This window comes from Kitasatospora sp. NPDC056181 (genome assembly GCF_042266225.1).
In the GTDB taxonomy this organism is placed as follows: Bacteria; Actinomycetota; Actinomycetes; order Streptomycetales; family Streptomycetaceae; genus Kitasatospora.
This window is the reverse complement of sequence record NZ_JBHJUK010000005.1, coordinates 144,754-166,763: the sequence shown is the minus strand read 5'-3', so window position 1 is coordinate 166,763 and position 22,010 is coordinate 144,754. Positions and strand designations below refer to the sequence as shown.

Sequence of the window (22,010 nt, the reverse complement as noted above, 5' to 3'; positions counted from 1 at the left end):
GGGTATCCCCGAGGACCTCCTCCTGCTGGGCGAGGGTGGTCTCGAACAGGGGGATGGCGCGGGCGAGGTCATCCGCGGCCTGGTATGCGGCGGCGAGGTTGTTGCGGGTGGCCAGCGTGCTGGGGTGGGTGTCCCCGAGAACCTGTTCGCGTTGGGCGAGGGTGGTCTCGAACAGGGGGATGGCGCGGGCGAGGTCGCCGGCCTCCTGGTAGGCGGCGGCGAGGTTGTTGCGGGTGGCGAGCGTGCTGGGGTGGGTGTCCCCGAGGGCCTCCTCCTGCTGGGCGAGGGTGGTCTCGAACAGGGGGATGGCGCGGGCGAGGTCACCCGCGGCCTGGTACGCGTTGGCGAGGTTGTTGCGGGTGGCGAGCGTGCTGGGGTGGGTGTCCCCGAGGGCCTCCTCCTGCTGGGCGAGGGCCCTTACTAGCAGGCGGACGGCGTGGGTGGGATCGTCGGCTTCCTGGTAGCTGTTACCGGTGATCGTATTTGCGTAGATGTCGCCGGTGATCGCGGCGCCGATGGTGGAGGCGGCGATGGACCGTGCCCCCGATGCGGTGATCGTCACCGTTCCGTGGGCTGGTGCGGGGAGGAGGCTGGCGAGTTCGTTGCGCAGGTCGGTGTCGTCTCGCAGGGCTCGTTTGATCTGCTGGCGCAGGGCGGCGGCGGCGTGCTCGTCGCGGGTTTTTTTGGCGGCATCTTGGACGGCTGCCTCCAGCTCGGCCTGTTCGAGCCCGGTACGGCGGCGCCAGACAGCCTGGAGGATGCGGTGGCCGAGGTTCGCCGTGGTATCGGCGGCTGCGTCCTCTGGTCTGATGAGCACCGCGCTACCGTAGGCGCTTAAGGCTGCGGTCACGTAGGGGCCAGCCTGACCTACCAGGTCGGCGATCTCTGCACTCATCACTTGCCCCGTTCGCGAGTTCGTGGCTGCGCAGCAGTGACGGTAGGGCGTGAGGCCGACAGCCGACAGCCGTAGCTAGTTCGCGTCTCTCTTCAAGTCGACTGCGATGTCCTGTCCGCCGCAAATGCGGGAGATGCGTGGGACCGCGCCTTGGAGGTCCTGTTCTTGCGCAGGTCAACCCGGTTCGCCGCGCGGTCTGTAGACCTGTCGCGCATGCTACGCGGGTTCGAGCGTTGCATCATCCACGGGAGAAGCTCGTGAACTGCGGTCCCGGGCGCACGGGGACAGAGCGGACCGGACAGTCCGAGCTGGGCAGAAGTGTCCGGGCTGTCCGGGTGTCCTGAGAGGTGTGCTGACCTGCGGGGACTGTCCCGGACAGGGCCGGACAGTGTGAGCCGGACAGTCCGGACGGGCACAGGGCTGAACCACCCCGGGGTGGTTCAGCCCTGCAATGAAGGCGAGTCGTCGGAACCGGTCAGTTGTCGGTCTTCGCTACCCCGATCTGGCAGGCGCCAGAAGGGTTACTTAGGTGAGCCCCCGTGCCGCCGAGGCCGCAGTAGCCGTTCGGGTTCTTGGCGTCGGACAGGTACTGCTGGTGGTACGGCTCGGCCGGGTAGAAGGGGCCGGCCGGGGCGATCTCGGTGGTGACCGGACCCAGGCCGATCGCGGTCAGGGCGGGCTGGAAGGCGTCCCGGGTGGCGACCGCGGCCGCCGCCTGGGCCGGGGAGTGGGTGTAGACGGCGGAGCGGTACTGGGTGCCGACGTCGTTGCCCTGGCGGTTGCCCTGGGTCGGGTCGTGCGCCTCCCAGAAGGTCTTCAGCAGCCGCTCGTACGGGATCACGGCCGGGTCGTAGACCACCCGGACCGCCTCGGTGTGCCCGGTTTGCCCGCTGCACACCTCCTCGTACGTCGGGTTGGGGGTGTGCCCGCCCTGGTAGCCGACCAGCGTCGTCCAGACGCCGGGCAGGCGCCAGAACGTCCGCTCGGCGCCCCAGAAGCAGCCCAGCCCGAAGTCGGCCACCTCCAGCCCCTCCGGGTAGGGCCCGGTGAGCGGGTGGCCGAGCACGGTGTGCGGCTCGCGCAGGGTGAAGGCCGGCGTCTCACGGCCGGGCAGCGCCTGGTCGGCGGGGACGAGCGAGGTCTTGTGGCGGTTGAACAGCACGGCCTGCTCCAGCGGGTCGGGAAGGGTGGCGCAGGTTGCAACGCCGACGGCCGCCCCCGGATTCCGGGAGCGGCCGTCGGCGGGGGCGGAGCACGGCGTTGCGGGCGGGTCGGGCGGCGCCTGCGTCAGGCGGACTGCTCCTCCGGCACCCGGGCCCCCTTCTGCTCAAGGGAGCGGACGACGGAACGGACGACGAGGGCGCGGATCCGGCAGTAGTAGGCCGCCGGGTCCTCGACGTAGCGCCAGGGCAGGGCGTCCACGTACCCGTCGACCAGCTTGAACTGGTCCAGGGCCTCGACCGCTCGGCCGGTCGCCGTGTAGCACCAGGCCAGCAGATGCCGGATCTCGGCGGCGTGCGGGTCGCCGGCGGGCGCCGCGTCGGCCGCGCTCCGGGCGGTCTCCAGGGCGGCCGCCGCGTACGGGGTCCCGTAGTAGGCGTCCTTGCCGCCGTCCGGCTCGTGCTCGTGGAGCGCGACCAGCCGCAGGACGGCCAGCAGGCTGCCGGCGGGGGCCCGCCCGGCGGCACGGTCGGCGAACTCCCGGGCCTCCTCCTCGGAGCCGTGCCACTTGGCGCACCAGTACTGCAGGGCGGCGTAGTGGCCCGGGTGGCTGTGCGGGTCGCGTGCGGTCACGCCCGCCCAGACCCGCTCGAAGTCCGCGGCGGAGTAGCCGAGGCCGAGGGCGATCCAGAGCTCCGTGATCCACGGCGTCGGGTCCTGCGGGGCGAGCCGCTGCGCCTCGGCGGCAGCCTCGCGGGCCTGCCCCAGCAGCCGGTGGAAGGTGTTGAACTGCTCCTGCGAGGTGCGGTCCGCGGTGGCCGCGCCGCGGACGTTCCAGGCCAGCTTGACCAGGGCGTCGGCGTGCACGACCGCGGCGTCCGCATCCTGCGGCCGCTCGGCGCGCCAGGCCCGCAGCCAGTCGTCGGACTCGGCGGCGGCATCGGCCAGCTCGGTGACCAGCCGGTAGCGGCCGTCCCAGTCGCCGTCGGCGTCCGCGAGCATCGCCGCGCAGGCCTGCCAGTCGTCGCGGTCGGCGGCGGCCCGGGCGGCGTCGAGCTCGGGGGCGGGGGCGGCCCTGCGGGTGTTCTGGCGGTCCTGGGGCAGCAGGTCGAACTCGGTGGTGACCCAGGCGTGCAGAGCCTCGACCTTGGCGAGCCGTCGGGCCGTCAGACGGTTGACGGCCCAGGTGAAGAGCTTGAGCGCGCCGACCACGACGACGATCGCGAGCAGGACGATGACGGGTGTGGGCATGCGGGATCCTCGTGCTGTGTGGGGGAGTCAGTGGGCCGGCGCGTCGGCGGCCGGGCGGTCCGAGCCGGCCAGCAGGGCGCGCAGCGGGGCGGTGTCCGGCTGGTCGGTGGAGGCGGCGTCGAGCGCGGCGTCGAAGGACTCCGCGAACCCGTCCGGGAGCCGCAGCTCGGCGGGTCCCGACCAGGAGAGCTTCCAGCCGGCCCGGCCGGTCTCGGCCAGGGCGAGGAGGACGGTGTGCGCCAGCGCCCCGCGCAGCATCGGGCGGGCCAGCTCGCGGGCGGCCCGGCCGGTGGCGGCGGCGGCCTGCTCGCTCTTCGGAAGCCGGTCGGTGAACTCCCAGGCCCTGCCGTCGTCGACGATGTCGAGCAGTCCGTGGGCGGTGGGCGGCAGGCCCAGCGCGGTGAGGGCGTGGCAGAGCGGGCCGGCCTTCGCACGGGCGTCGGCCAGCATCGCCTCGTGCACCAGCTCGGGCCACTCGACCCGCTTCTTGCCGGCGGCCTCGGGGACCAGCGAGACGACCTCCAGCTCGGCGAGGACGCGCTCGGCCTCGTGCAGCAGGCCGAAGGCCGCAGCGGCGGCGCCGACGCCGCGGCCGTCGTCGGGCAGGGCCTCGATCGCGGCGACCCGGCGGTCGATCGGCGGGTGCGAGTCGTACGGGTCGGGCCGGTGTTCGGGCAGTTCGAGCGCGTACTCGGCCAGCTCCTGACGGCGCTTCGGGTCGGCCAGCAGGTGGGCGAGGCCGCCGTACACCTGGCCGGCGGGCGGGAGCAGGCCGGCGCCCCAGCCGATGGTGGCGTAGGAGCCGAGGTAGAAGTCCTGGGCGCTGTCGAGCACCGGGAGCTTGCGCAGCGCCGCGGCGGTGGCGTCGCGGCCGGCGATCCGGGCGGCGGTGAGGTCGGCGGCGTACTCCTGGCGGCGGCCGACCGCCTCGGAGATCCGGAAGAACAGCTTGGCGTACAGGGTGAACACCTTGGCCAGCGCCCGGTCGACGCCGCCGCTGGCCTCCTCGCCGGACGGCTTGCGGCCCTTGGCGAGGCGCTTCTCGGCCTTGGCCCGGAGCTTGACGGTCTCCTTGGCCTGGTGCGCGTCGGCGCGCTCGTGCAGCCCGCCGATGGTGTGCAGCACGGCGGCGCGCCCGGCCACGGTGACGCCGGCGAGGCGGACGTCCCGGTTGCTGTAGTGGCCGAACTCGTGCGCCAGGACGGCCTCCAGCTCGCCCTCGGTGAGCCCCATCAGCAGCGGGACGCCGATCAGCAGGTGGCGCTTGCCGGGGAGCAGGCCGAGCAGCCGGGTCTCCTCCATGACGCTCGCGTTCACCTGGTGGACCAGCCGGATCTCGGCCGGGCCGCGGACGCCGGTCTGCTCGGCGATCCGGTCCACCAGGGCCCAGATCGCCGGCTGCTGCTCGCGGGTGGCCGGCACGCCGGGCAGCTCGTCGTCGTCCTTGCGGCGGCGGGTCAGGAAGACCACCCGGACCACCGGGTACCCGACGACGGCGCTGAGCGCCCAGACCTTGAACAGGGCCGGGCGCAGCTGCCCCGAGGCCTGGTACAGGCTGACGTCGACGGCCAGCAGCGCGGCGAGGATGCCGAGGGCGAACAGGTAGAAGCCGGCGAGCAGGGCCACGGCCGTCATGGCCCTGACAGATGTGCTCATGCCGGTCGAGGGCTGGGACGCGCCCATGCGGTGATCCTCCCCAGGGGTGCCGCGAGGGGCTGCGGCGCAGGTGAACAGGTGTGCGGCAGGTGCAGATCGTAGCGGTCGGACACATTCGGCCGCACCGCGTTTCACCAGGGCCTTCGTGCGGTGTGCGGGTTCGGACGGGCACGACGGTGCCCGGCCACTACGCTCGGACCCATGACCGAGAACCAGCTTCCCCAGGGCTTCGAGACCCTCGCCATCCACGCGGGTCAGGAAGCAGACCCCCAGACCGGGGCCGTCGTCACGCCGATCTACCAGGTGTCCACCTACAAGCAGGACGGGGTGGGCGGCCTGCGGGGCGGCTACGAGTACAGCCGTAGCGCCAACCCGACCCGTACCGCGCTGGAGGAGTGCCTCGCGGCGCTGGAGGGCGGCGCGCGCGGGCTCGCCTTCGCCTCCGGCCTGGCCGCGGAGGACACCCTGCTGCGCACCATCCTCAAGCCGGGCGACCACATCGTGATCCCCAACGACGCCTACGGCGGCACCTTCCGGCTCTTCGCCAAGGTGCTGACCCGCTGGGGCGTCGAGTTCTCCGTCGCCAACACCCAGGACCTCTCGACCGTCCGCGCCGCGCTGCGCCCGAACACCCGCGCGGTGTGGGTGGAGACGCCCTCCAACCCGCTGCTGGGCATCACCGACCTGGCCGCGCTCGCCGAGATCGCGCACGGCGCCGGCGCGCTGCTCGTGGTCGACAACACCTTCGCCAGCCCGTACCTCCAGCAGCCGATCTCGCTCGGCGCGGACGCGGTCGTGCACTCCACCACCAAGTACATGGGCGGTCACTCGGACGTCGTCGGCGGCGCCCTGGTGCTGGCCGAGGCCGGCCTCGGCGAGGAGGTGGCCTACCACCAGAACGCGATGGGCGCCGTCTCCGGCCCGTTCGACGCCTGGCTGGTGCTGCGCGGCATCAAGACGCTCGGCGTCCGGATGGACCGGCACAGCTCCAACGCGGAGCGGGTCGCCGAGCTGCTGGCGGGCCACCCCAAGGTGAGCCAGGTGCTCTACCCGGGTCTGCCCGGGCACCCCGGCCACGACATCGCCGCCAAGCAGATGAAGGCCTTCGGCGGCATGGTCTCCTTCCGCGTCAACGGCGGCGAGGAGGCGGCGGTCGAGGTCTGCAACCGGGCGCAGCTGTTCACCCTCGGCGAGTCGCTGGGCGGCGTCGAGTCGCTGATCGAGCACCCGGGCCGGATGACCCACGCCTCGGTGGCCGGGTCGGCCCTGGAGGTGCCCGCCGACCTGGTGCGCGTCTCGGTCGGCATCGAGTCGATCGACGACCTGCTGGCGGACCTCACGCAGGCGCTCGGCTGACCGACGTCAGTCGCCCTGCCGGCCCGCGGTGTACGACTCCATGGAGTGGTTGAAGCGGGCCAGCAGGGCGCAGAACGCTCGCTGCTCCTCGGGCGGCCAGTCGGCCATCAGTCGGCGCGCCAACTCGGCCCGTCCGTCCCGGACTTCGGCCAGTCGGTGGATGCCGAGCGGGGTCAGTGCGAGCCGGACGGCGCGGCGGTCGGCCGGGTCCTGGACCCGGCCGACCAGCCCGGCGGCGACCAGGGGGGCGACCTGCCGGGTGACGGTGGAGGAGTCGACGCCGAGCGCGTCGGCCAGGGCCTTGACGTTGACGGGCCCGTGCCGTTCCAGCCGGTCGAGCAGCAGGTAGGCGGCCCGGTCCAGCGCGCCCACCGCGTCGGAGCTGCGGACCTGTTCCATGCGCCGGGCGAACACCGCCAGCTGGTACTGGAGTTGGGTGTGGACGGGGTCGGTGCGGTCGGTGGCCTGGGGCGAGGTCGTCGTCATCGCGGCTCACGATCGTCGTGCGGTGAGGGAGGCTCAGGACCAGCAGCGTACGCGCGCCGGGCGGGCCCGGGAACAGGCCCGACGTCCCCGGTTGGCGGCGGCACCGGTCGTAGGCTGGCCTTATGCACAGTTGGCCGATCACCATCGACGATGTCCGCGGCGCCCAGAAGATGCTCGCCGGGATCGCCCGGGTGACGCCGATGGAGGGCAGCCGGCACCTCTCCGCGATGATCGGCGCGCCGGTCCACCTGAAGTGCGAGAACCTCCAGCGCACCGGTTCGTTCAAGTTGCGCGGGGCGTACGTGCGGATCGCGGGACTCTCACCGGTGCAGCGGGCCGGCGGGGTGGTCGCGGCGAGCGCCGGGAACCACGCCCAGGGGGTGGCGCTGGCGGCCTCGCTGCTCGGGGTCCGTTCGACGGTCTTCATGCCGCTGGCCGCGCCGCTGCCCAAGGTGGCGGCGACCCGCGAGTACGGCGCCGAGGTCCGGTTGCACGGCGCCACGGTGGACGAGGCCCTGCAGGCCGCGCAGCGGTACTCGGAGGCGACCGGCGCGGTGTTCATCCACCCCTTCGACCACTGGGACGTGGTGACCGGCCAGGCCACCGTCGGCCTGGAGATCCTGGAACAGTGCCCGGAGGTCCGCACCATCCTGGTCGGGGTGGGCGGCGGCGGGCTGCTGGCCGGGATCGCGGCGGCGGTGAAGCCGCTGCGCCCGGACGTGCGGGTGATCGGGGTGCAGGCGGCGGGCGCGGCGGCGTACCCGCCCTCGCTGGCGGCCGGGCGCCCGGTGACGCTGGAGCACTTCGCCACCATGGCCGACGGGATCATGGTCGGCCGGCCCGGGGACATCCCGTTCGAGGTGATCAACACGCTGGCCGACGGCGTCCGCACCGTCTCGGAGGACTCGCTCTCGCGCGCCCTGCTGCTGGGCCTGGAGCGGCTGAAGCTGGTGGTCGAACCGGCCGGGGCCAGCCCGGTGGCGGCGCTGCTCGAACAGCCGGACTCCTTCGAGGGCCCCGTGGTGGCGGTGCTCTCCGGCGGCAACATCGACCCCCAGCTGATGCAGCGGGTGCTGCGGCACGGCCTGGCGGCGGCCGGCCGCTACCTGTCGCTGCGGGTACGGCTGGCGGACCGGCCGGGCGCGCTGGCGGACCTGCTCGGGGTGCTGACCCGGGTGGACGCCAACGTGCTGGACGTGGCGCACGTGCGGATCGATCCGCAGCTGGGGCTGACCGAGGTCGAGGTGGACCTCCACCTGGAGACCAAGGGGCCGGAGCACTGCGCGGCGGTGTTCGGCGAGCTGAAGGACGCGGGGTACGTCGTCTCCCGGTAGGCCGGCGGTCCTCTGCGGGAAACCGGCGAACCCGCGAGACGTCACGTTGCGCCGCCGTGCGGCCGGGAGCCGAGTCGCCCGGGCGCCTGAATCCGGGGCAGAGTAGGACAGGTCACTCATATCGTCCATATCGTCCGATGAGATGAGGCAGGCCCATGGCGCCAGCCATCCAAGCCGAGAACCTGGTGAAGACCTTCGGCGACGTACGAGCCCTGGACGGCGTCAGCCTCGACGTCCCCGAGGGCACGGTGCTCGGGCTGCTCGGCCCGAACGGCGCCGGCAAGACCACCACCGTGCGCGTCCTCACCACCCTGCTGCGCCCCGACTCCGGCCGCGCGGTGGTCGCTGGCGTCGACGTGCTCGAACACCCCAACAAGGTCCGCAGCCTGATCGGGCTCTCCGGCCAGTACGCCGCGGTCGACGAGTACCTCACCGGCTTCGAGAACCTGCAGATGGTCGGCGAGCTCTACCAGATGAGCCCCCGCGAGGCGAAGGCGCGGGCACGGGAGCTGCTGGAGTGGTTCAACCTCACCGAGGCCAAGGACCGCATCGCCAAGACCTACTCCGGCGGCATGCGCCGCCGGCTCGACCTCGCCGCCGCCCTGGTCGTCCGCCCACCGGTGATGTTCCTGGACGAGCCGACCACCGGACTCGACCCGCGCAACCGGCTCGCGCTCTGGGAGGTCATCGAGACCCTGGTCGAGCAGGGCACCACGCTGCTGCTCACCACCCAGTACCTGGAGGAGGCCGACCGCCTCGCCCACGACATCGCGGTGGTCGACCACGGCCGGGTGATCGCCCGCGGCACGGCCGACCAGCTCAAGGCGCAGATCGGCGGCGAGCGGATCGAGGTCGTGGTGCACCGCGCCGACCAGGCCGCCGAGGCGGTCGCGGCGCTGTCCGAGTACGCCCTGGGAGAGGCGTCCGTCGAGAAGAACACCCGCCGGATCACCGTGCCGGTCAGCGGCGGCGCCCGGGTGCTCGCGGACGCCATCCGCGAGCTGGACGCCCGCTCGATCGGGATCGACGACATCGGCCTGCGCCGGCCGACCCTGGACGACGTCTTCCTCTCGCTCACCGGCCACGTCACCGAGGCCGGGACGGAGGAGAACGGCGGCGCCGGCAAGGGCGGCCGGGGCCGTGGCGGCCGCGGGAAGGGCCGGGCCGGGGACGACGGCGAGGACGGCGGGACCGGCCGGGGCCCGGACAAGCAGGCCGTCACGGCCGGCAAGGAGCTGTGACATGACGACCGCCACCGAGCACGCCATCGGCGGGGCGGTGCCCAAGCAGCGCCGGGGCGCGGCCGCCACCCTGCACGACTCCTGGGTGGTCGCCAAGCGCAACCTGCGCCGGATGACCCGGATACCCGAGATCGTGGTGTTCGGGCTCATGCAGCCGGTCATGTTCGTGCTGCTGTTCTCGTACGTCATGGGCGGGGCGATCCAGATCCCCGGCGCGGAGTCCAGCTCGGACACGTACATCCAGTTCCTGATGGCCGGCATCTTCGCCCAGACCGTCACCTTCGCCACCGCCGGCGCCTCCGCCGGCATCGCGGAGGACATGACCAAGGGCCTGGTGGACAGGTTCCGCTCGCTGCCGATGACCCGCTCGGCGGTCCTGGTCGGCCGCACCCTGGCGGACCTCTGCCAGACCGCGTTCACCCTGGTGGTGCTGGCGCTGGTGGCGCTGGCGGTCGGCTGGCGGATCCACAACGGGGTGCCGCAGGCGCTCGGCGCGTTCGCGCTGCTGCTCCTGCTCGGCTACGCCTTCTCCTGGATCGGCGCGCTGATCGGCCTCTCGGTGCGCAGCCCCGAGGCGGCCACCTCGGCGGGTCTGATCTGGCTCTTCCCGCTGACGTTCATCTCCAACGCGTTCGTGCCGATCAGCTCGATGCCGGGCTGGCTCCAGCCGATCGCCTACTGGAACCCGTTCAGCGCCACCGTGCAGGCCTGCCGCGACCTGTTCGGCAACCAGGTCGGCCCGGTGGACAGCGCCTGGCCGATGCAGCACGCCGTGCTGGTCTCGGTGCTCTGGTCGGTGCTGATCACCGTCGTCTTCTCCTGGCTGTCGGTGCGCAAGTACCGCTCCGCCGCGGGCTGACGCCGGACGCGGACACGCCGGGGCGGCCGTGGAGGGGATCCACGGCCGCCCCGGTGCGTCGGTCGGTCAGCCGTTGTGCGGCTTGACCTCGGTGATCGTCACCGAGGCCTGCTTGCCGTTCGGCAGCTCGTACACGGCCTCGTCGCCGACCTTCTTGGCGTCGATCGCGCGGCCGAGCGGCGACTGCGGGGAGTAGACGTCCAGGTCGTCGCTGCCGGCCATCTCGCGCGAGCCCAGCAGGAAGGTCATGGTGTCGTCCTCGTCGCCGTCGAAGGCGACCGTGACGACCATGCCCGGGGCCACCACGCCCGAGTCCGCGGGGGCCTCGCCGACCTTGGCGCGCTCCAGGAGCTGGGTGAGCTGGCGGATCCGCAGCTCGTACTTGCCCTGCTCCTCCTTGGCCGCGTGGTAACCGGCGTTCTCCTTGAGGTCACCCTCTTCGCGCGCCGCCTCGATCTTCTGGGCGATCTCGATGCGCCAGGGGCCGGTCAGGTGGTCCAGCTCGGCCTTGAGCTGGTCGTAGCCGGACTGAGTGAGCCAGGTCACGTGGTCGCTGGTCTGGGTCACAGGTGCTCCTCGTAGGTGCTGGGGCTGTGCTGAGGGTGTGAGTCGTCAGCAGGGTGGTGGTGGAGATGTCGGTCGTGGAGATATCGGTCGTAACTACAAAGCAACGCCCGCTCCCGTACCTCTTGGTGCGGAAGGGGCGAAACCACGAGCCTAACAACTCCCGCCGACAAGCGGGAGAGTCGTTGGCGCGCCATTGACGACAGCATTGCGCCGAGGTGTACAGGACCGGTGTGCCGGGGGCTCCTCTACGGATTCCCGCTCCGCGGATCGAATATGCGCCCGGGCGAGCCGCGATCGCCGCAGACTACTTCGCCGGCGTGCATCCCAGCAGCTCGGCGGTGGTGCCGCGGGCGGTGGTCTTCAGGCTCACCGTGGCGTCGTAGCTGGATCCGTCCTCCGGGACGGGGAAGTCGGCCACCCCGACCACCGCGCCGTCCTGGCCCTGCGAGCGGACGGTACAGCTGCCCGCCGTGCCGTCGCTCTTGCGCACCGCCAGGTGCAGCTTCATCTCGCCGTCCGAGACCGCCTCGAAGGACGGGACGGTGCCGTTGATCGTGGTCTCGCGGATCAGGTAGGAGCCGCCCAGCCAGGTCAGCAGGCCCAGCGCCAGCACGCCGCACACCGCGCCCACCGCCTTGAGGCGGCGGTCGGCCTCGCGGTCGCCGCGCCGGCCGTAGCGCCCCTCGGGCGGCTGCTGGCTGGTGGTGGTGCCGGCACTCATCGGGCTTGCTCCTCTCCTCGGAGGCCCGCCGGGGTGGTGCGGGGAATGCGACGGTCCTCCAGTCCGTCACTATAGGAGGGGCACGCCCGCGGCCGGTCCGGCGGGGGGCGGGGCTCGGCCGTGCCGGCGGCGCGGCGTCGTCGCGCCGCGGCGCACTCGGCGGCCGGTCCCGCGGTCACGCGGTCCCCGACCGAGAGGCTCAGACGGTGGGCAGACCGGACTTCGCGGGAGCCCAGACATTGTGGAAGGAACGCACGCGTTGACTGAGCAGTTGCGACTGATGGCGGTGCACGCCCACCCGGACGACGAGTCCAGCAAGGGCGCGGCCACCATGGCCATGTACGTCGACCAGGGGGTGGACGTGCTCGTTGCCACCTGCACCGGGGGGGAACGCGGGTCGGTCCTCAACCCGAAGCTCCAGGGGAAGCCGGAGATCGAGGAGAACATCCACGAGGTCCGGCGCAAGGAGATGGACGAGGCCCGCGCGATCCTCGGGGTCAGGCAGGCCTGGCTGGGCTTCGTCGACTCCGGCCTGCCGGAGGGGGACCCGCTGCCCCCGCTGCCGGAGGGCTGCTTCGCCCTGCAGGACGTCAAGGAGGCGGCCGAGCCGCTCGTCCGGCTGATCCGCGAGTTCAAGCCGCAGGTCATCACGACCTACGACGAGAACGGCGGGTACCCGCACCCGGACCACATCATGACCCACAAGATCACCATGGTGGCCTTCGAGGCCGCCGGCGACCCGGACGCCTACCCGGACGCCGGCGAGCCCTGGCAGCCGCTGAAGGTCTACTACAACCACGGCTTCCCGATGGGCCGGATCCGCGCGCTGCACGCCTACCTCACCGAGCACGGCCACGAGTCGCCGTACGGCGAGTGGATCGCGGGGTGGGAGAAGAGCGGCCGCAAGGAGCGCGAGATCACCACCCGGGTCCGCTGCGACGACTGGTTCGAGACCAGGGACCGCGCGCTGATCGCGCACGCCACCCAGATCGACCCGGACGGCCCGTGGTTCCGCGTGCCGCTCGACGTCCAGCGCCAGGTCTGGCCGACCGAGGACTACGAGCTCGCCCGCACCCTGATCGACGCCGACCTGCCGGAGGGCGACCTGTTCGCCGGCCTGCGCACCCCCACCCTGGCGGCCGAGGCCGCCGACACGCGCGACTGACCCACCCCCGATGGCCCGGCTCCCCGTGAGCCGGGCCACCATAGAGATATGAGCGCCCCCGTGAACCTCACCCACCTCGCCGCCGAGCTCGCCCTCGACGAGACCAAGGTGACCCCCGGCCTGCTGGGCTTCGTGGTCTTCGCCGCCCTCGGCGTGGCCACCTGGTTCCTGGCCAAGTCGATGAACAAGCAGTTCAAGCGCGTCGACTTCGTGGAGGAGCCGGAGGCGCCGAAGGAGTGAGTCCGGGCCCCCGCCCGCGCGCCGATGCGCAAGGATGGGGGCATGCCGAACCGTCTCGCGGACGCGACCTCGCCGTACCTGCTGCAGCACGCGGACAACCCCGTGGACTGGTGGCCCTGGGGCCCCGAGGCGTTCGCGGAGGCGCGCCGGCGCGGGGTGCCGGTGCTGCTGTCCGTCGGCTACGCGGCGTGCCACTGGTGCCAGTGAACTCGTCAACCCGGTAGTCGGCGGTGCTCAAACCTCTCTGATGATGACGCGGTTCCCGCAGAGCTTCGACCAGTCGTCCCGGTCGGACGTCAGAACGATCACGGGGGCGGGGACACGGAGCGCGAGCGCGGCGACGAGGGCGTCGATCGCGTACTTGTGTCCGTGCAGCCCGCCTGCGTCCTGAAGCAGCGCCACCGCGGTCAGGGAGTCTTCCTGGCTGACCGGTTCCACCCGCAGCCGGGAGAGCACCCACTTCAAGCGCGCAAGATCGGTCTTCCCCTGTACGGCTTCAACGATGGTCAGCGCAGACACGATGACGGGAACCCCAGCCTGTCGGGATGCCTCGATGCGAGCGGCCATACCGCGGTCGTTGCGTAGGAGCAGCGACAGCGCCTCGGAGTCGAGCACAAGTGATCGGGCTGGCTGCTCCTTCACGCAGCGCCCCGCTCGACATCCTCGGCGTTCTCGTCTCCGAACAGCTCGCGACGAGCGGCTTCGATCTCCCGCTCCGTGAGCGCGCCGTGCTCCTCCTCGTGGGCCGCGACAATCTCGGCGAGTCCGTCCATGGCGAGCTGGTGCCTGACCGCTTCGGTGATGTAGCTGGACAAGCCGCGGCGGCCGGTTCGAGAGCGGAGCTCGCTGACCAGCTCGGTGGGCATGGATACGGAGATGTTCTCGGTGGTCCCGGCTCGGGTTGGCTGCATGTCGACAGTGTAAGACACTTTCTATTACACGTTGAAGTTTGTCTGTGCTACGTAACTGCCCGCGTCGTGGAGGTGCTTTCTGGCGCGGCTTGCGGCCGACGCGAGTGCCCTCGCGTTGCAGGGCGGCGTGGACGCGCGGGGAGCCGTAGGTTTCGCCGGAGCCGGCGTGGATGCGCTCGGTTAGCTCGGCGTCGTGGCGTCTGCGCTCGTAGGGCTCGTGGAGGTCGTGACGCACCAGCGGTAGTAGGTGGATGCGGGGGATGGGCAGTTCCCGGAGGACGAGCTCGGCCCCGAAGCGGTGCTGGTGCTCGTCGATGAGTCTCAGTACCGTCGCCGGGTCGGGTCGAGCTCCTGGGCGAAAAGCCGAAGCGGCCTTGAGGAGCTCGCACGAGCACCGCAGATCGGCTTCTCCTCGCGCAGAGCCGTGAGCTCGAGCTGCGTCCTTAGGCGCCGGATGGTACCGGGATCCATCGTCAGCTCCCGGCGCTATCGTTGAGGCACTCAGCTTGAGCATCACCAGTAGTGATGATGCGGTCGCGCATGGACACACGAAGGATGGGCGCCGAAGGATGGACAGGCCACACGTACACCCTGCCGTGGAATCGCGGTCCGGCTCTGGTCTCGACGCAGTCAATGGGGTGACGTGGTAGTGGCTCTCAAGAAGTCGGACCTATACAGCTCGCTCTGGCGGAGCTGTGACGAGCTGCGCGGCGGCATGGATGCTGGCCAGTATAAGGACTACATCCTGACATTGTTGTTCGTGAAGTATGTGACGGACAAGGCCAAGTCCGACCCGACCTCCTTGATCGATGTCCCCGTCGGCGGATCCTTCGATGACATGGTCGCCCTCAAGGGTGACAAGGAGATCGGCGACAAGATCAACAAGATCATCGGCAGGCTCGCCGAAGCCAACGGACTCGAGAAGGTCATCGACCTGGCCGACTTCAACGACGAGGAGAAGCTCGGCACGGGCAAGGAGATGCAGGATCGCCTCTCCAAACTGGTGGCGATCTTCGCGGTTCTCGACTTCAGAGGCAGCCGCGCCGAGGGCGACGACCTGCTTGGCGATGCTTACGAGTACCTGATGCGGCACTTCGCCACGGAGTCAGGCAAATCGAAGGGGCAGTTCTACACCCCGGCCGAGGTCTCGCGGGTGCTCGCCAAGGTCGTCGGTATCGGTGCGGCTACCCGGCAGGACCACACGGTCTACGACCCAACGTGCGGGTCCGGCTCGCTGCTCCTCAAGGTCGCTGACGAAGCCCCACGTGGCCTCACCATCTACGGTCAGGAGAAGGACAACGCCACCTGGGCACTTGCCCAGATGAACATGATCCTCCATGGCTACGAGGACCGTGACATCCGCAAGGGCGACACCATTACCAGCCCACAGTTCACCCAAGGCGCACGGTTGCAGACCTTCGACTTCGCCGTCGCCAATCCACCGTTCTCGATCAAGTCCTGGAGTAACGGCCTAGAGAACGACTACGGTCGCTTCGAGTTCGGCCGGCCGCCGGAGAAGAACGGCGACTACACCTTCCTCCTGCATATCCTTAAGTCCCTCAAGGGCAACGGCAAGGCCGCAGTCATCTTGCCGCACGGTGTGTTGTTCCGTGGTCACGCTGAGGCCAACATTCGTAAGGAACTGCTGCGCCGTGGCTACATCAAGGGCATCATTGGCCTGCCCGCGAACCTCTTCTACGGAACCGGAATTCCGGCCTGTATTATCGTTCTCGACAAGGAGAATGCCCACGCGCGAACTGGCGTCTTCATGGTAGACGCTTCCAGGGGCTTCATGAAGGATGGTAACAAGAACCGCCTTCGGAGTCAGGATATTCACAAGATCGTCGACGTGTTTAACAAGCAGACCGAGATCGAGCGCTATTCGCGTATGGTGTTGCTGCATGAGATCGCCGACCCGAAGAACGACTACAACCTCAACATCCCGCGGTACATCGATTCCTCCGAGCCGGAGGATATCCAGGACCTTCATGCCCATCTTCACGGCGGGATCCCAGACCACAATCTGGACTCACTCAACGGGTACTGGGAGGCTTTCTCGAGCCTTCGTGCCACGCTCTTCAAGCCGAACCGCCCTGGCTACAGCGACCTGGCCATCGGCGTGGCTGAGGTGCAACAGGCCATCTTGGACTCCGATGTGTTTCAAAAGTTTGTCATGGGCGTTCGCGGCCAGGTTGACGATTGGTTCGCCACGCACCGTTCGGTCCTGCAGGCGCTCAACCCGGACACTGTTCCCAAGGGCCTGATCGCTCTTATCAGTGACGATTTGCTGGCCCGGTTCAAGGGCACCCCTCTGCTCGACGAATACGACGTCTACGAGCAGCTCATGACTTATTGGCACGGCGTCATGCACGACGACGTCTTCCTCGTAATGAACGACGGGTGGTGTGAGGCGGCGAAGCCGCGCAAGAATATTGAGGATAAGGTGCGCAAGCTCTCCGAGACCCCGGACCTGGTCATTGGCTCGGGACGCAGTGCCACGAAGTACAAGATGGACCTCATCCCGCCGGCGCTTGTCGTAGCTCGTTACTTTGCGGACGAGCAGGCTGAGGCCGACTCGCTGCATGCGGCAGCCGAAGTGGCAAGCCGTGCTGTTGAGGAGTACATCGAAGAGCACGCCGTCGAGGAAGGCTTGCTTGCTGAGGCGATGGACGACGGCAAGATCTCAAAGGCTCTCGCTTCGACGCGACTCAAGGTGGCCCGGCATGAAGGAGCTGACCCCGAAGAGATCAAGGTGCTGCAGCATCTGATCAAGCTGTACAACCAAGAGTCTGTCTCCAAGAAGGACGCCAAGGAGGCGCAGGCCGCGCTCGATCTTGCAACCCTCAAGAAGTACGGCGATCTCACCGAACCTGAGATCAAGCAGCTGGTGCTCGACGATAAGTGGCATGCAGCGGTCGCCGACGGCGTGGAATCTGAGGCTGAGTCACTCACGCTTGCTCTGGTTGCGCGCCTCCAAGAACTCGGCCAGCGGTATGCACAGACACCCGGTGCGCTTGAGGCCCGGCTGGAGACGATCCATGCAAGGCTTGCAGAGCACCTTTCCGCTATGGGATTCAGCCGGTGAATCGCGCTATGCACGCAGAGTCCACAACACTGGGTGAAATTGTAATTCGCACGGGAGGCGTGATCCAGACGGGGCCATTTGGAAGCCAACTCCACGCGAGTGACTACAAATTGGTCGGAACTCCACTGGTAATGCCAATCAATCTGGGCGACAATGAGATCGTCGAGAAAGGCATTGCGAGAGTCGGTGACTGGGACGCCCGTCAGCTGCGACGGCATGCTCTACGCGAGGGCGACATCATCTTCAGTCGCCGGGGCGATGTTGGCCGCAGGTCCATCGTCCGTGCGGGGCAAGTGGGTTGGCTATGTGGCACTGGCTGCCTCGCCGCTCGTTTCGGGAGCAATCGGGCTACTGTTAATCCGGAGTATGTGGCGCACTATCTGGGGTCACGACCAGCGCAAGTATGGTTGCAGGATAACGCTGTTGGCGGCACGATGCCGAATTTGAACACCGCTATCCTTTCCGCGCTGCCCGTCAGACTTCCTTCACGGGCCGACCAAGACGCGGTCGTGGCTGCTCTCGAAGACGCACAAGCAGCCATCGAGCACATCAAGTATCTAATTGCCAAGAAGAAGGAAATCAAGCAAGCTGCGATGCAGCAGCTCTTGACCGGTCGGACGCGCCTGCAGGGGTTCGAGGGTACCTGGGAGTATCGTCGTGTGACTGAGATGGGGGATGTCCTTGCTGGCAAGGCGCTGAACGTCAGCGGCGCCGGAGCCTTGCGCCCCTACCTTCGGACAAAGAACGTGCTTGATGGGCGAATCGAGCTCGAGGACGTTCTTTGGATGCCTATGACAGATGTCGAGTTTGAGCGCTTTCGCATTGAGATTGGGGATGTTCTACTCAATGAAGGTCAGTCTCTAGAGCTCGTCGGTCGCTGTTCCATTTACAGTAGTGAGTTCGGAACTCCCTGCGCAATGCAGAATCAGCTGCTCCGATTTCGAGCCTACCCGGCGACGTCTCCCGAATTCGCTGCGCATCTCTTTCGATATTGCCAGCGGACGGGGGCGTTTGCGGCTATCGCTACGAAGACCACCTCGGTCGCGCATCTAGGCAGCTCGAGGCTTAGCAATCTTCTTCTTCGCTGGCCTGCTGATCGACGCGAACAGGCAGCGATTGCTGAGGTCTTGTCTGACATGGATACCGAAATTTCTGTCCATGAGATCCGCCTCGATAAGGCGCGCGCTCTCAAGCAAGGCATGATGCAGCAGCTCCTCACAGGCCGCACCCGCCTTCCCGTTAAGGAGAGCGCAGAATGAGTAACGTCGGCCAGCCGGAGCGCATGACTCAAGACCGAGTTGTCAAGTTGTTCCGAGACTCGTTGGGATACGAGTACCTCGGCAACTGGGAACACCGTGCGGCAAACTCCAACGTTGATATGGAGCTGCTCACTCAAAATCTTCGCGCCCGGGGCTACAGCGACAACCTCATCAACAGAGCGATCGACAAGCTGAGGAGTGACGCCTCGCTCGGTGGCGGCCGCGATCTGTACGAAGCGAACCGAGACGTCTACGGCCTGCTTCGGTACGGGGTGAAGCTTAAACCCGGTGTCGGCGCCCAGACGGAGACGGTCTGGCTCGTCGATTGGGCGCACCCCGAAGCAAATCACTTCGCCTTGGCCGAGGAAGTGACGGTTCCGGGGCAACGCATTAAGCGCCCTGACATCGTGTTGTATGTCAACGGAATCGCCTTCGGGACGATCGAACTCAAGCGTTCGAAGGTTGCCGTCTCTGACGGCATCCGGCAGAGCATCGGGAATCAGCGTCCTGAGTTCATTCGATCGTTCTTTACCACGGTGCAGCTCGTCATGGCCGGCAACGACGTAGAGGGGTTGCGTTACAGCGCCATCGACACGCCAGAGAAGCACTGGTTGGCGTGGCGTGAGCCGTCTGACATTGCCGATCCCCTCGACCGTTCCTTGGTGCAACTCTGTTCGAAGGAGCGCCTGCTCGAGCTGGTTCACGACTTCATGGTCTTCGACTCAGGACAGAAGAAAACGTGTCGGCACAATCAGTACTTCGGCGTCAAGGCGGCCCAGGAGCGGATCGCCAAGCGAGAGGGCGGCATCATTTGGCACACCCAGGGCTCCGGCAAGTCTCTGACGATGGTGTGGCTGGCCAATTGGATCCGGGAATCTCAGGTCGGGACGAACCCGCGGGTCTTGCTAATTACTGATCGGACCGAACTGGATGAGCAGATTGAAAAGATCTTCCAGGGGGTCGGGAAGGAAATCTACCGCACCAAGAGCGGCCCGGGCCTCCTTGCCGCGTTGAATGCGGACGAGAAGTGGCTGATCTGCTCGCTGGTTCACAAGTTCCGCGGCTCTGAAGACGAGAAGGCCCGCGATGAAGCTGAGAGCGAGTTCATTCGTGAACTCAAAGCGAACGTCCCCAAGGACTTCCAGGCCAAGGGCAATATCTTCGTTTTTGTCGACGAAGCCCACCGTACGCAGTCGGGCAAGATGCATGACGCGATGAAGGCTCTCATGCCTGGCGCCATGTTCATCGGATTCACAGGCACGCCCCTTCTCAAAGAGGACAAGGACACCACTGTCCAGCGGTTCGGCAGCTTCATCCACACCTACAAGTTCAACGAGGGCATTGCAGACGGCGTCGTGCTCGACTTGCGGTACGAGGCTCGCAACATCGACCAGGACCTGACCTCGCCGGCGAAGGTCGACCAGTGGTTTGAGGCCAAGACCCGCGGTATGACGGACCTGTCCCGCGCCGAGCTCAAGAAGCGCTGGGGCACCGTTCAGAAGGTCGCCAGCTCGGAGCCGCGGGCCCGGCAGATCGTCAACGACATTCTGTTTGACATGGAGGTCAAGCAGCGTCTGGCGGATGGCCGCGGCAACGCCATCCTCGTCAGTCAGAGCATCTACCAGGCGTGTAAGTTCTATGAGCTGTTCACGCAGGCCGGGTTCAAGGGCAAGTGCGCAATCATCACGTCGTACACGCCGCAGGCAAGTGACATCGCCAAGGAAGATTCAGGCCACGGCGCGACCGAGCGGCTGCGCCAGTACGAGATCTACCGGCAGATGCTCGCGGACCACTTCAACGAGCCTGCCGACAAGGCGATGGGCAAGGTCGAACAGTTCGAAAAGGACGTCAAGGAACGTTTCATCAACGACCCGGGCCAGATGCGGCTGCTCATCGTCGTTGACAAGCTTCTGACCGGCTTCGATGCCCCGAGTGCTACGTACCTGTACATCGATAAGAAGATGCAGGACCATGGTCTGTTCCAGGCGATCTGCCGGGTCAACCGCCTCGACGGCGAGGACAAGGACTACGGCTACATCGTCGATTACCGCGACCTGTTCAACTCCCTTGAGTCCGCGATCAAGAACTACACGAGCGGTGCTCTTGACGGTTACGAAGCGAAGGACGTTGAAGGGCTGCTGTCAGACCGGATCGATAAGGCCCGGGATGACCTCAATGAGGCCCTGGAGAAGATTCGGGCGCTCTGTGAGCCAGTCGAACCACCGAAGGACACCCTCCAGTACCAGCAGTACTTCTGTTCCCGGGAGCATGGCAACGCGGTCCAGCTGAAGGCTAACGAACCCAAGCGGGTCGAGCTCTACAAGTCCGTGGCAGCGGTGACCCGCGCATACGGCAACCTCGCCAACGAAATGCAGGCCGCCGGGTTCAGCGACGCCGAAGCCGCAGCGATCAAGGAAGAGATTGCTCACTACGCCGACGTGCGTGCAGAGGTGAAGCTCGGCGCTGGCGAGAACGTCGATTTCAAGCAGTACGAGGCCGGTATGCGGCATTTGTTGGACACGTACATCAGCGCTAGCCACTCCGAGGTCGTCTCCGATTTCGAGGAAGCCGGCCTGATGCACCTGATCGTCGAGATGGGGGCTGGCGCGCTAGAGAGGCTTCCCGCGGGTATCAGGAGGAACCCGGAAGCGGTTGCGGCAACGATCACCAACAACATGCGCATGGTGATCATCGATGAGCGCCCGATGAACCCGAAGTACTATGACAAGATGTCGGAGCTGCTCGACGCCATACTCGAAGAGCGGCGGCAGGGTGCCCTGGACTACAAGGATTACCTTGCGAAGCTCTTGGAGCACGCGTCCAAGATTGGCAAGGGCGAGTCAGGAACCAAGTATCCGGAGTGGGCTGATAATGGTGGCCGCCGAGCCCTGATTGATTTCTTCGGTCCGTCACCGGAGCTGGCCGTGGTTGTGGACACCACCATCCTTCACACCAAGCCCGACTCGTGGGTGGGCAACGCGATGAAGGAGAAAAGGGTCAGGCGCGCGCTTGCTCAAGCTCTGACCTCCGACTTCGACAAGTTTGATGAGCTCATGGACTTGCTAAAGGCACGCCATGAGTACCGCTAGTGCTTCTCTCACCATCCGCGGCATCGACATCGATGTCGTCTACAAGAACATTAAGAACCTGCACATCGGTGTCTATCCACCCTCGGGACGCGTCCGTGTGGCGGCGCCGCACCAGCTCGACGATGAGCAGGTGCGACTCGCTGTGATCCAACGCCTGCCATGGATCAGAGAGAAGCGCGAGCAGCTTCGGTCGGCTGCACGGCAGTCCGTGCGAGAGATGGTCACGGGCGAGTCGCACTACGTGTGGGGGGTCCGCCGCAGGATGAAGGTCGTGGAGCGTCCTGGGCGGGCTCATTTCGAGCTGGACGGTGAGCGGCTGCTCCTGTACGTCCAGGCCGGCACCACGGCTGAACAGCGGCGGGCGCTGCTCGACCGCTGGTGCCGGGAACAGCTTCGGCACGTGATCCCGGACTTGATTGCCAAGTGGGAACCCGTCCTTGAGGTGTCGGTGCCGCGGTGGAACATCAAGCGCATGAAAACCAAATGGGGATCGTGTAATCGCGAGACCGGACATATCTGGTTCAATGTGGAGCTTTCCAAAAAACATCCAAGTTGCCTCGAATACGTCGTTGTTCACGAGATGGTGCACTACCTCGAACGCAACCATGGCGAACGCTTCATCGAGCTCATGGAGAGATTCATGCCGAATTGGCGGATTCTTCGCGACCGGCTAGATGAATCGCCACTCGCAGAGGAAGAGTGGGCGTGAGCATGGCGTGATTCGTCAGTTTGGC

At 67.6% G+C, this 22,010-nt stretch carries 19 protein-coding genes and 2 pseudogenes; 11 read left to right on the top strand and 10 right to left on the bottom strand.

The annotated features are described in order from the left end of the window. The 4 genes from ACFC1F_RS04430 to ACFC1F_RS04415 form a co-directional block, all read right to left on the bottom strand. Window positions 1-817: tetratricopeptide repeat protein (locus tag ACFC1F_RS04430; RefSeq protein ID WP_376155571.1), on the bottom strand; the 817-nt coding region annotated here is incomplete at its 3' end. 553 nt (window positions 818-1,370) lie between these two features. Then, window positions 1,371-2,057, bottom strand: coding sequence for a peptide-methionine (S)-S-oxide reductase MsrA (gene msrA / locus ACFC1F_RS04425; protein ID WP_376155569.1), 687 nt, complete (start codon window positions 2,055-2,057; stop codon window positions 1,371-1,373). Window positions 2,058-2,182: 125 nt separating this feature from the next. Further along, window positions 2,183-3,307 (bottom strand): hypothetical protein, encoded by a 1,125-nt coding sequence (locus ACFC1F_RS04420; RefSeq protein ID WP_376155568.1) that lies wholly within the window; start codon window positions 3,305-3,307, stop codon window positions 2,183-2,185. A gap of 27 nt (window positions 3,308-3,334) precedes the next feature. Further along, window positions 3,335-4,963, bottom strand: coding sequence for a M48 family metalloprotease (locus ACFC1F_RS04415; protein WP_376155566.1), 1,629 nt, complete (start codon window positions 4,961-4,963; stop codon window positions 3,335-3,337). Window positions 4,964-5,164: 201 nt separating this feature from the next. On the opposite strand from ACFC1F_RS04415, the gene ACFC1F_RS04410 reads away from it, so the two are divergent. Continuing rightward, on the top strand, window positions 5,165-6,319 hold the full coding sequence (locus ACFC1F_RS04410; protein WP_209416869.1) for a cystathionine gamma-synthase: 1,155 nt from the start codon (window positions 5,165-5,167) through the stop codon (window positions 6,317-6,319). Window positions 6,320-6,325: 6 nt separating this feature from the next. On the opposite strand, the gene ACFC1F_RS04405 is transcribed toward ACFC1F_RS04410, so the two are convergent. Then, window positions 6,326-6,805, bottom strand: a complete 480-nt coding sequence (locus ACFC1F_RS04405; RefSeq protein WP_209416868.1) for a MarR family winged helix-turn-helix transcriptional regulator — start codon at window positions 6,803-6,805, stop codon at window positions 6,326-6,328. A gap of 122 nt (window positions 6,806-6,927) precedes the next feature. On the opposite strand from ACFC1F_RS04405, the gene ilvA reads away from it, so the two are divergent. From ilvA to ACFC1F_RS04390, 3 genes are all read left to right on the top strand, one after another. Further along, a complete protein-coding gene (ilvA, locus tag ACFC1F_RS04400) occupies window positions 6,928-8,139 on the top strand; it encodes a threonine ammonia-lyase (RefSeq protein ID WP_209416867.1) in 1,212 nt (403 codons plus the stop codon). 155 nt (window positions 8,140-8,294) lie between these two features. After that, a complete protein-coding gene (locus ACFC1F_RS04395) occupies window positions 8,295-9,380 on the top strand; it encodes an ATP-binding cassette domain-containing protein (RefSeq protein ID WP_376155564.1) in 1,086 nt (361 codons plus the stop codon). A 1-nt stretch (window position 9,381) separates the two neighbouring features. After that, window positions 9,382-10,239, top strand: coding sequence for an ABC transporter permease (locus ACFC1F_RS04390; protein ID WP_376155562.1), 858 nt, complete (start codon window positions 9,382-9,384; stop codon window positions 10,237-10,239). A 66-nt stretch (window positions 10,240-10,305) separates the two neighbouring features. Here the strand turns inward: ACFC1F_RS04390 and greA are convergent, their stop codons facing one another. Together greA and ACFC1F_RS04380 are read right to left on the bottom strand one after the other, a co-directional pair. After that, window positions 10,306-10,806 carry a transcription elongation factor GreA gene (gene greA, locus ACFC1F_RS04385; protein ID WP_148643136.1) on the bottom strand — a complete coding sequence of 167 codons (501 nt, stop codon included), beginning with the start codon at window positions 10,804-10,806 and terminating at the stop codon, window positions 10,306-10,308. A gap of 304 nt (window positions 10,807-11,110) precedes the next feature. Beyond that, window positions 11,111-11,527, bottom strand: a complete 417-nt coding sequence (locus ACFC1F_RS04380) for a DUF4307 domain-containing protein (RefSeq protein WP_209416864.1) — start codon at window positions 11,525-11,527, stop codon at window positions 11,111-11,113. A gap of 259 nt (window positions 11,528-11,786) precedes the next feature. Between ACFC1F_RS04380 and mca the strand changes: the two genes are divergently transcribed. The 3 genes and pseudogenes from mca to ACFC1F_RS04365 form a co-directional block, all read left to right on the top strand. Further along, window positions 11,787-12,692 (top strand): mycothiol conjugate amidase Mca, encoded by a 906-nt coding sequence (mca, locus tag ACFC1F_RS04375; protein WP_376155560.1) that lies wholly within the window; start codon window positions 11,787-11,789, stop codon window positions 12,690-12,692. 48 nt (window positions 12,693-12,740) lie between these two features. Continuing rightward, on the top strand, window positions 12,741-12,932 hold the full coding sequence (locus tag ACFC1F_RS04370) for a hypothetical protein (protein ID WP_148643133.1): 192 nt from the start codon (window positions 12,741-12,743) through the stop codon (window positions 12,930-12,932). A 42-nt stretch (window positions 12,933-12,974) separates the two neighbouring features. Continuing rightward, window positions 12,975-13,133 (top strand): annotated as a pseudogene (locus ACFC1F_RS04365) (DUF255 domain-containing protein); the annotation flags it as partial. A gap of 33 nt (window positions 13,134-13,166) precedes the next feature. Here ACFC1F_RS04365 and ACFC1F_RS04360 read toward each other — a convergent pair. The 3 genes and pseudogenes from ACFC1F_RS04360 to ACFC1F_RS04350 all read right to left on the bottom strand — a co-directional run. Next, complete coding sequence (locus ACFC1F_RS04360) at window positions 13,167-13,574, bottom strand: type II toxin-antitoxin system VapC family toxin (protein ID WP_376155579.1); 408 nt, start codon at window positions 13,572-13,574, stop codon at window positions 13,167-13,169. Next, window positions 13,571-13,843 (bottom strand): hypothetical protein, encoded by a 273-nt coding sequence (locus ACFC1F_RS04355; protein ID WP_376155558.1) that lies wholly within the window; start codon window positions 13,841-13,843, stop codon window positions 13,571-13,573. The genes ACFC1F_RS04360 and ACFC1F_RS04355 overlap by 4 nt, the downstream gene beginning before the upstream one ends. Window positions 13,844-13,943: 100 nt before the next feature. After that, window positions 13,944-14,357 (bottom strand): annotated as a pseudogene (locus ACFC1F_RS04350) (transposase); the annotation flags it as partial. 135 nt (window positions 14,358-14,492) lie between these two features. Here ACFC1F_RS04350 and ACFC1F_RS04345 point away from each other — a divergent pair. The 4 genes from ACFC1F_RS04345 to ACFC1F_RS04330 are packed head-to-tail and all read left to right on the top strand — an operon-like array spanning window position 14,493 to window position 21,985. After that, window positions 14,493-16,928 carry an N-6 DNA methylase gene (locus ACFC1F_RS04345; protein WP_376155557.1) on the top strand — a complete coding sequence of 812 codons (2,436 nt, stop codon included), beginning with the start codon at window positions 14,493-14,495 and terminating at the stop codon, window positions 16,926-16,928. A gap of 8 nt (window positions 16,929-16,936) precedes the next feature. Further along, the gene (locus ACFC1F_RS04340; protein ID WP_376155555.1) at window positions 16,937-18,187 is read left to right on the top strand and encodes a restriction endonuclease subunit S; all 1,251 of its coding nucleotides are present in this window, start codon (window positions 16,937-16,939) and stop codon (window positions 18,185-18,187) included. After that, window positions 18,184-21,276 (top strand): type I restriction endonuclease subunit R, encoded by a 3,093-nt coding sequence (locus ACFC1F_RS04335; protein WP_376155554.1) that lies wholly within the window; start codon window positions 18,184-18,186, stop codon window positions 21,274-21,276. Before ACFC1F_RS04340 ends, ACFC1F_RS04335 begins: the two co-directional genes overlap by 4 nt. Beyond that, window positions 21,263-21,985, top strand: coding sequence for a M48 family metallopeptidase (locus ACFC1F_RS04330; protein WP_376155553.1), 723 nt, complete (start codon window positions 21,263-21,265; stop codon window positions 21,983-21,985). The genes ACFC1F_RS04335 and ACFC1F_RS04330 overlap by 14 nt, the downstream gene beginning before the upstream one ends. The last annotated feature ends 25 nt before the right edge of the window (window positions 21,986-22,010 follow it).

Bases quoted from the DNA above. Each gene is read 5' to 3' on its own strand.
- ACFC1F_RS04410 (WP_209416869.1), top strand. From the start codon at position 5,165: ATGACCGAGAACCAGCTTCCCCAGGGCTTCGAGACCCTCGCCATCCAC.
- ACFC1F_RS04415 (WP_376155566.1), bottom strand. From the start codon at position 4,963: ATGAGCACATCTGTCAGGGCCATGACGGCCGTGGCCCTGCTCGCCGGC.
- ACFC1F_RS04330 (WP_376155553.1), top strand. From the start codon at position 21,263: ATGAGTACCGCTAGTGCTTCTCTCACCATCCGCGGCATCGACATCGAT.
- ACFC1F_RS04370 (WP_148643133.1), top strand. From the start codon at position 12,741: ATGAGCGCCCCCGTGAACCTCACCCACCTCGCCGCCGAGCTCGCCCTC.
- ACFC1F_RS04335 (WP_376155554.1), top strand. From the start codon at position 18,184: ATGAGTAACGTCGGCCAGCCGGAGCGCATGACTCAAGACCGAGTTGTC.
- ACFC1F_RS04355 (WP_376155558.1), bottom strand. From the start codon at position 13,843: ATGCAGCCAACCCGAGCCGGGACCACCGAGAACATCTCCGTATCCATG.
- ACFC1F_RS04405 (WP_209416868.1), bottom strand. From the start codon at position 6,805: ATGACGACGACCTCGCCCCAGGCCACCGACCGCACCGACCCCGTCCAC.
- ACFC1F_RS04390 (WP_376155562.1), top strand. From the start codon at position 9,382: ATGACGACCGCCACCGAGCACGCCATCGGCGGGGCGGTGCCCAAGCAG.
- ACFC1F_RS04380 (WP_209416864.1), bottom strand. From the start codon at position 11,527: ATGAGTGCCGGCACCACCACCAGCCAGCAGCCGCCCGAGGGGCGCTAC.
- ACFC1F_RS04395 (WP_376155564.1), top strand. From the start codon at position 8,295: ATGGCGCCAGCCATCCAAGCCGAGAACCTGGTGAAGACCTTCGGCGAC.
- ACFC1F_RS04340 (WP_376155555.1), top strand. From the start codon at position 16,937: ATGCACGCAGAGTCCACAACACTGGGTGAAATTGTAATTCGCACGGGA.
- ACFC1F_RS04420 (WP_376155568.1), bottom strand. From the start codon at position 3,307: ATGCCCACACCCGTCATCGTCCTGCTCGCGATCGTCGTCGTGGTCGGC.
- ilvA (WP_209416867.1), top strand. From the start codon at position 6,928: ATGCACAGTTGGCCGATCACCATCGACGATGTCCGCGGCGCCCAGAAG.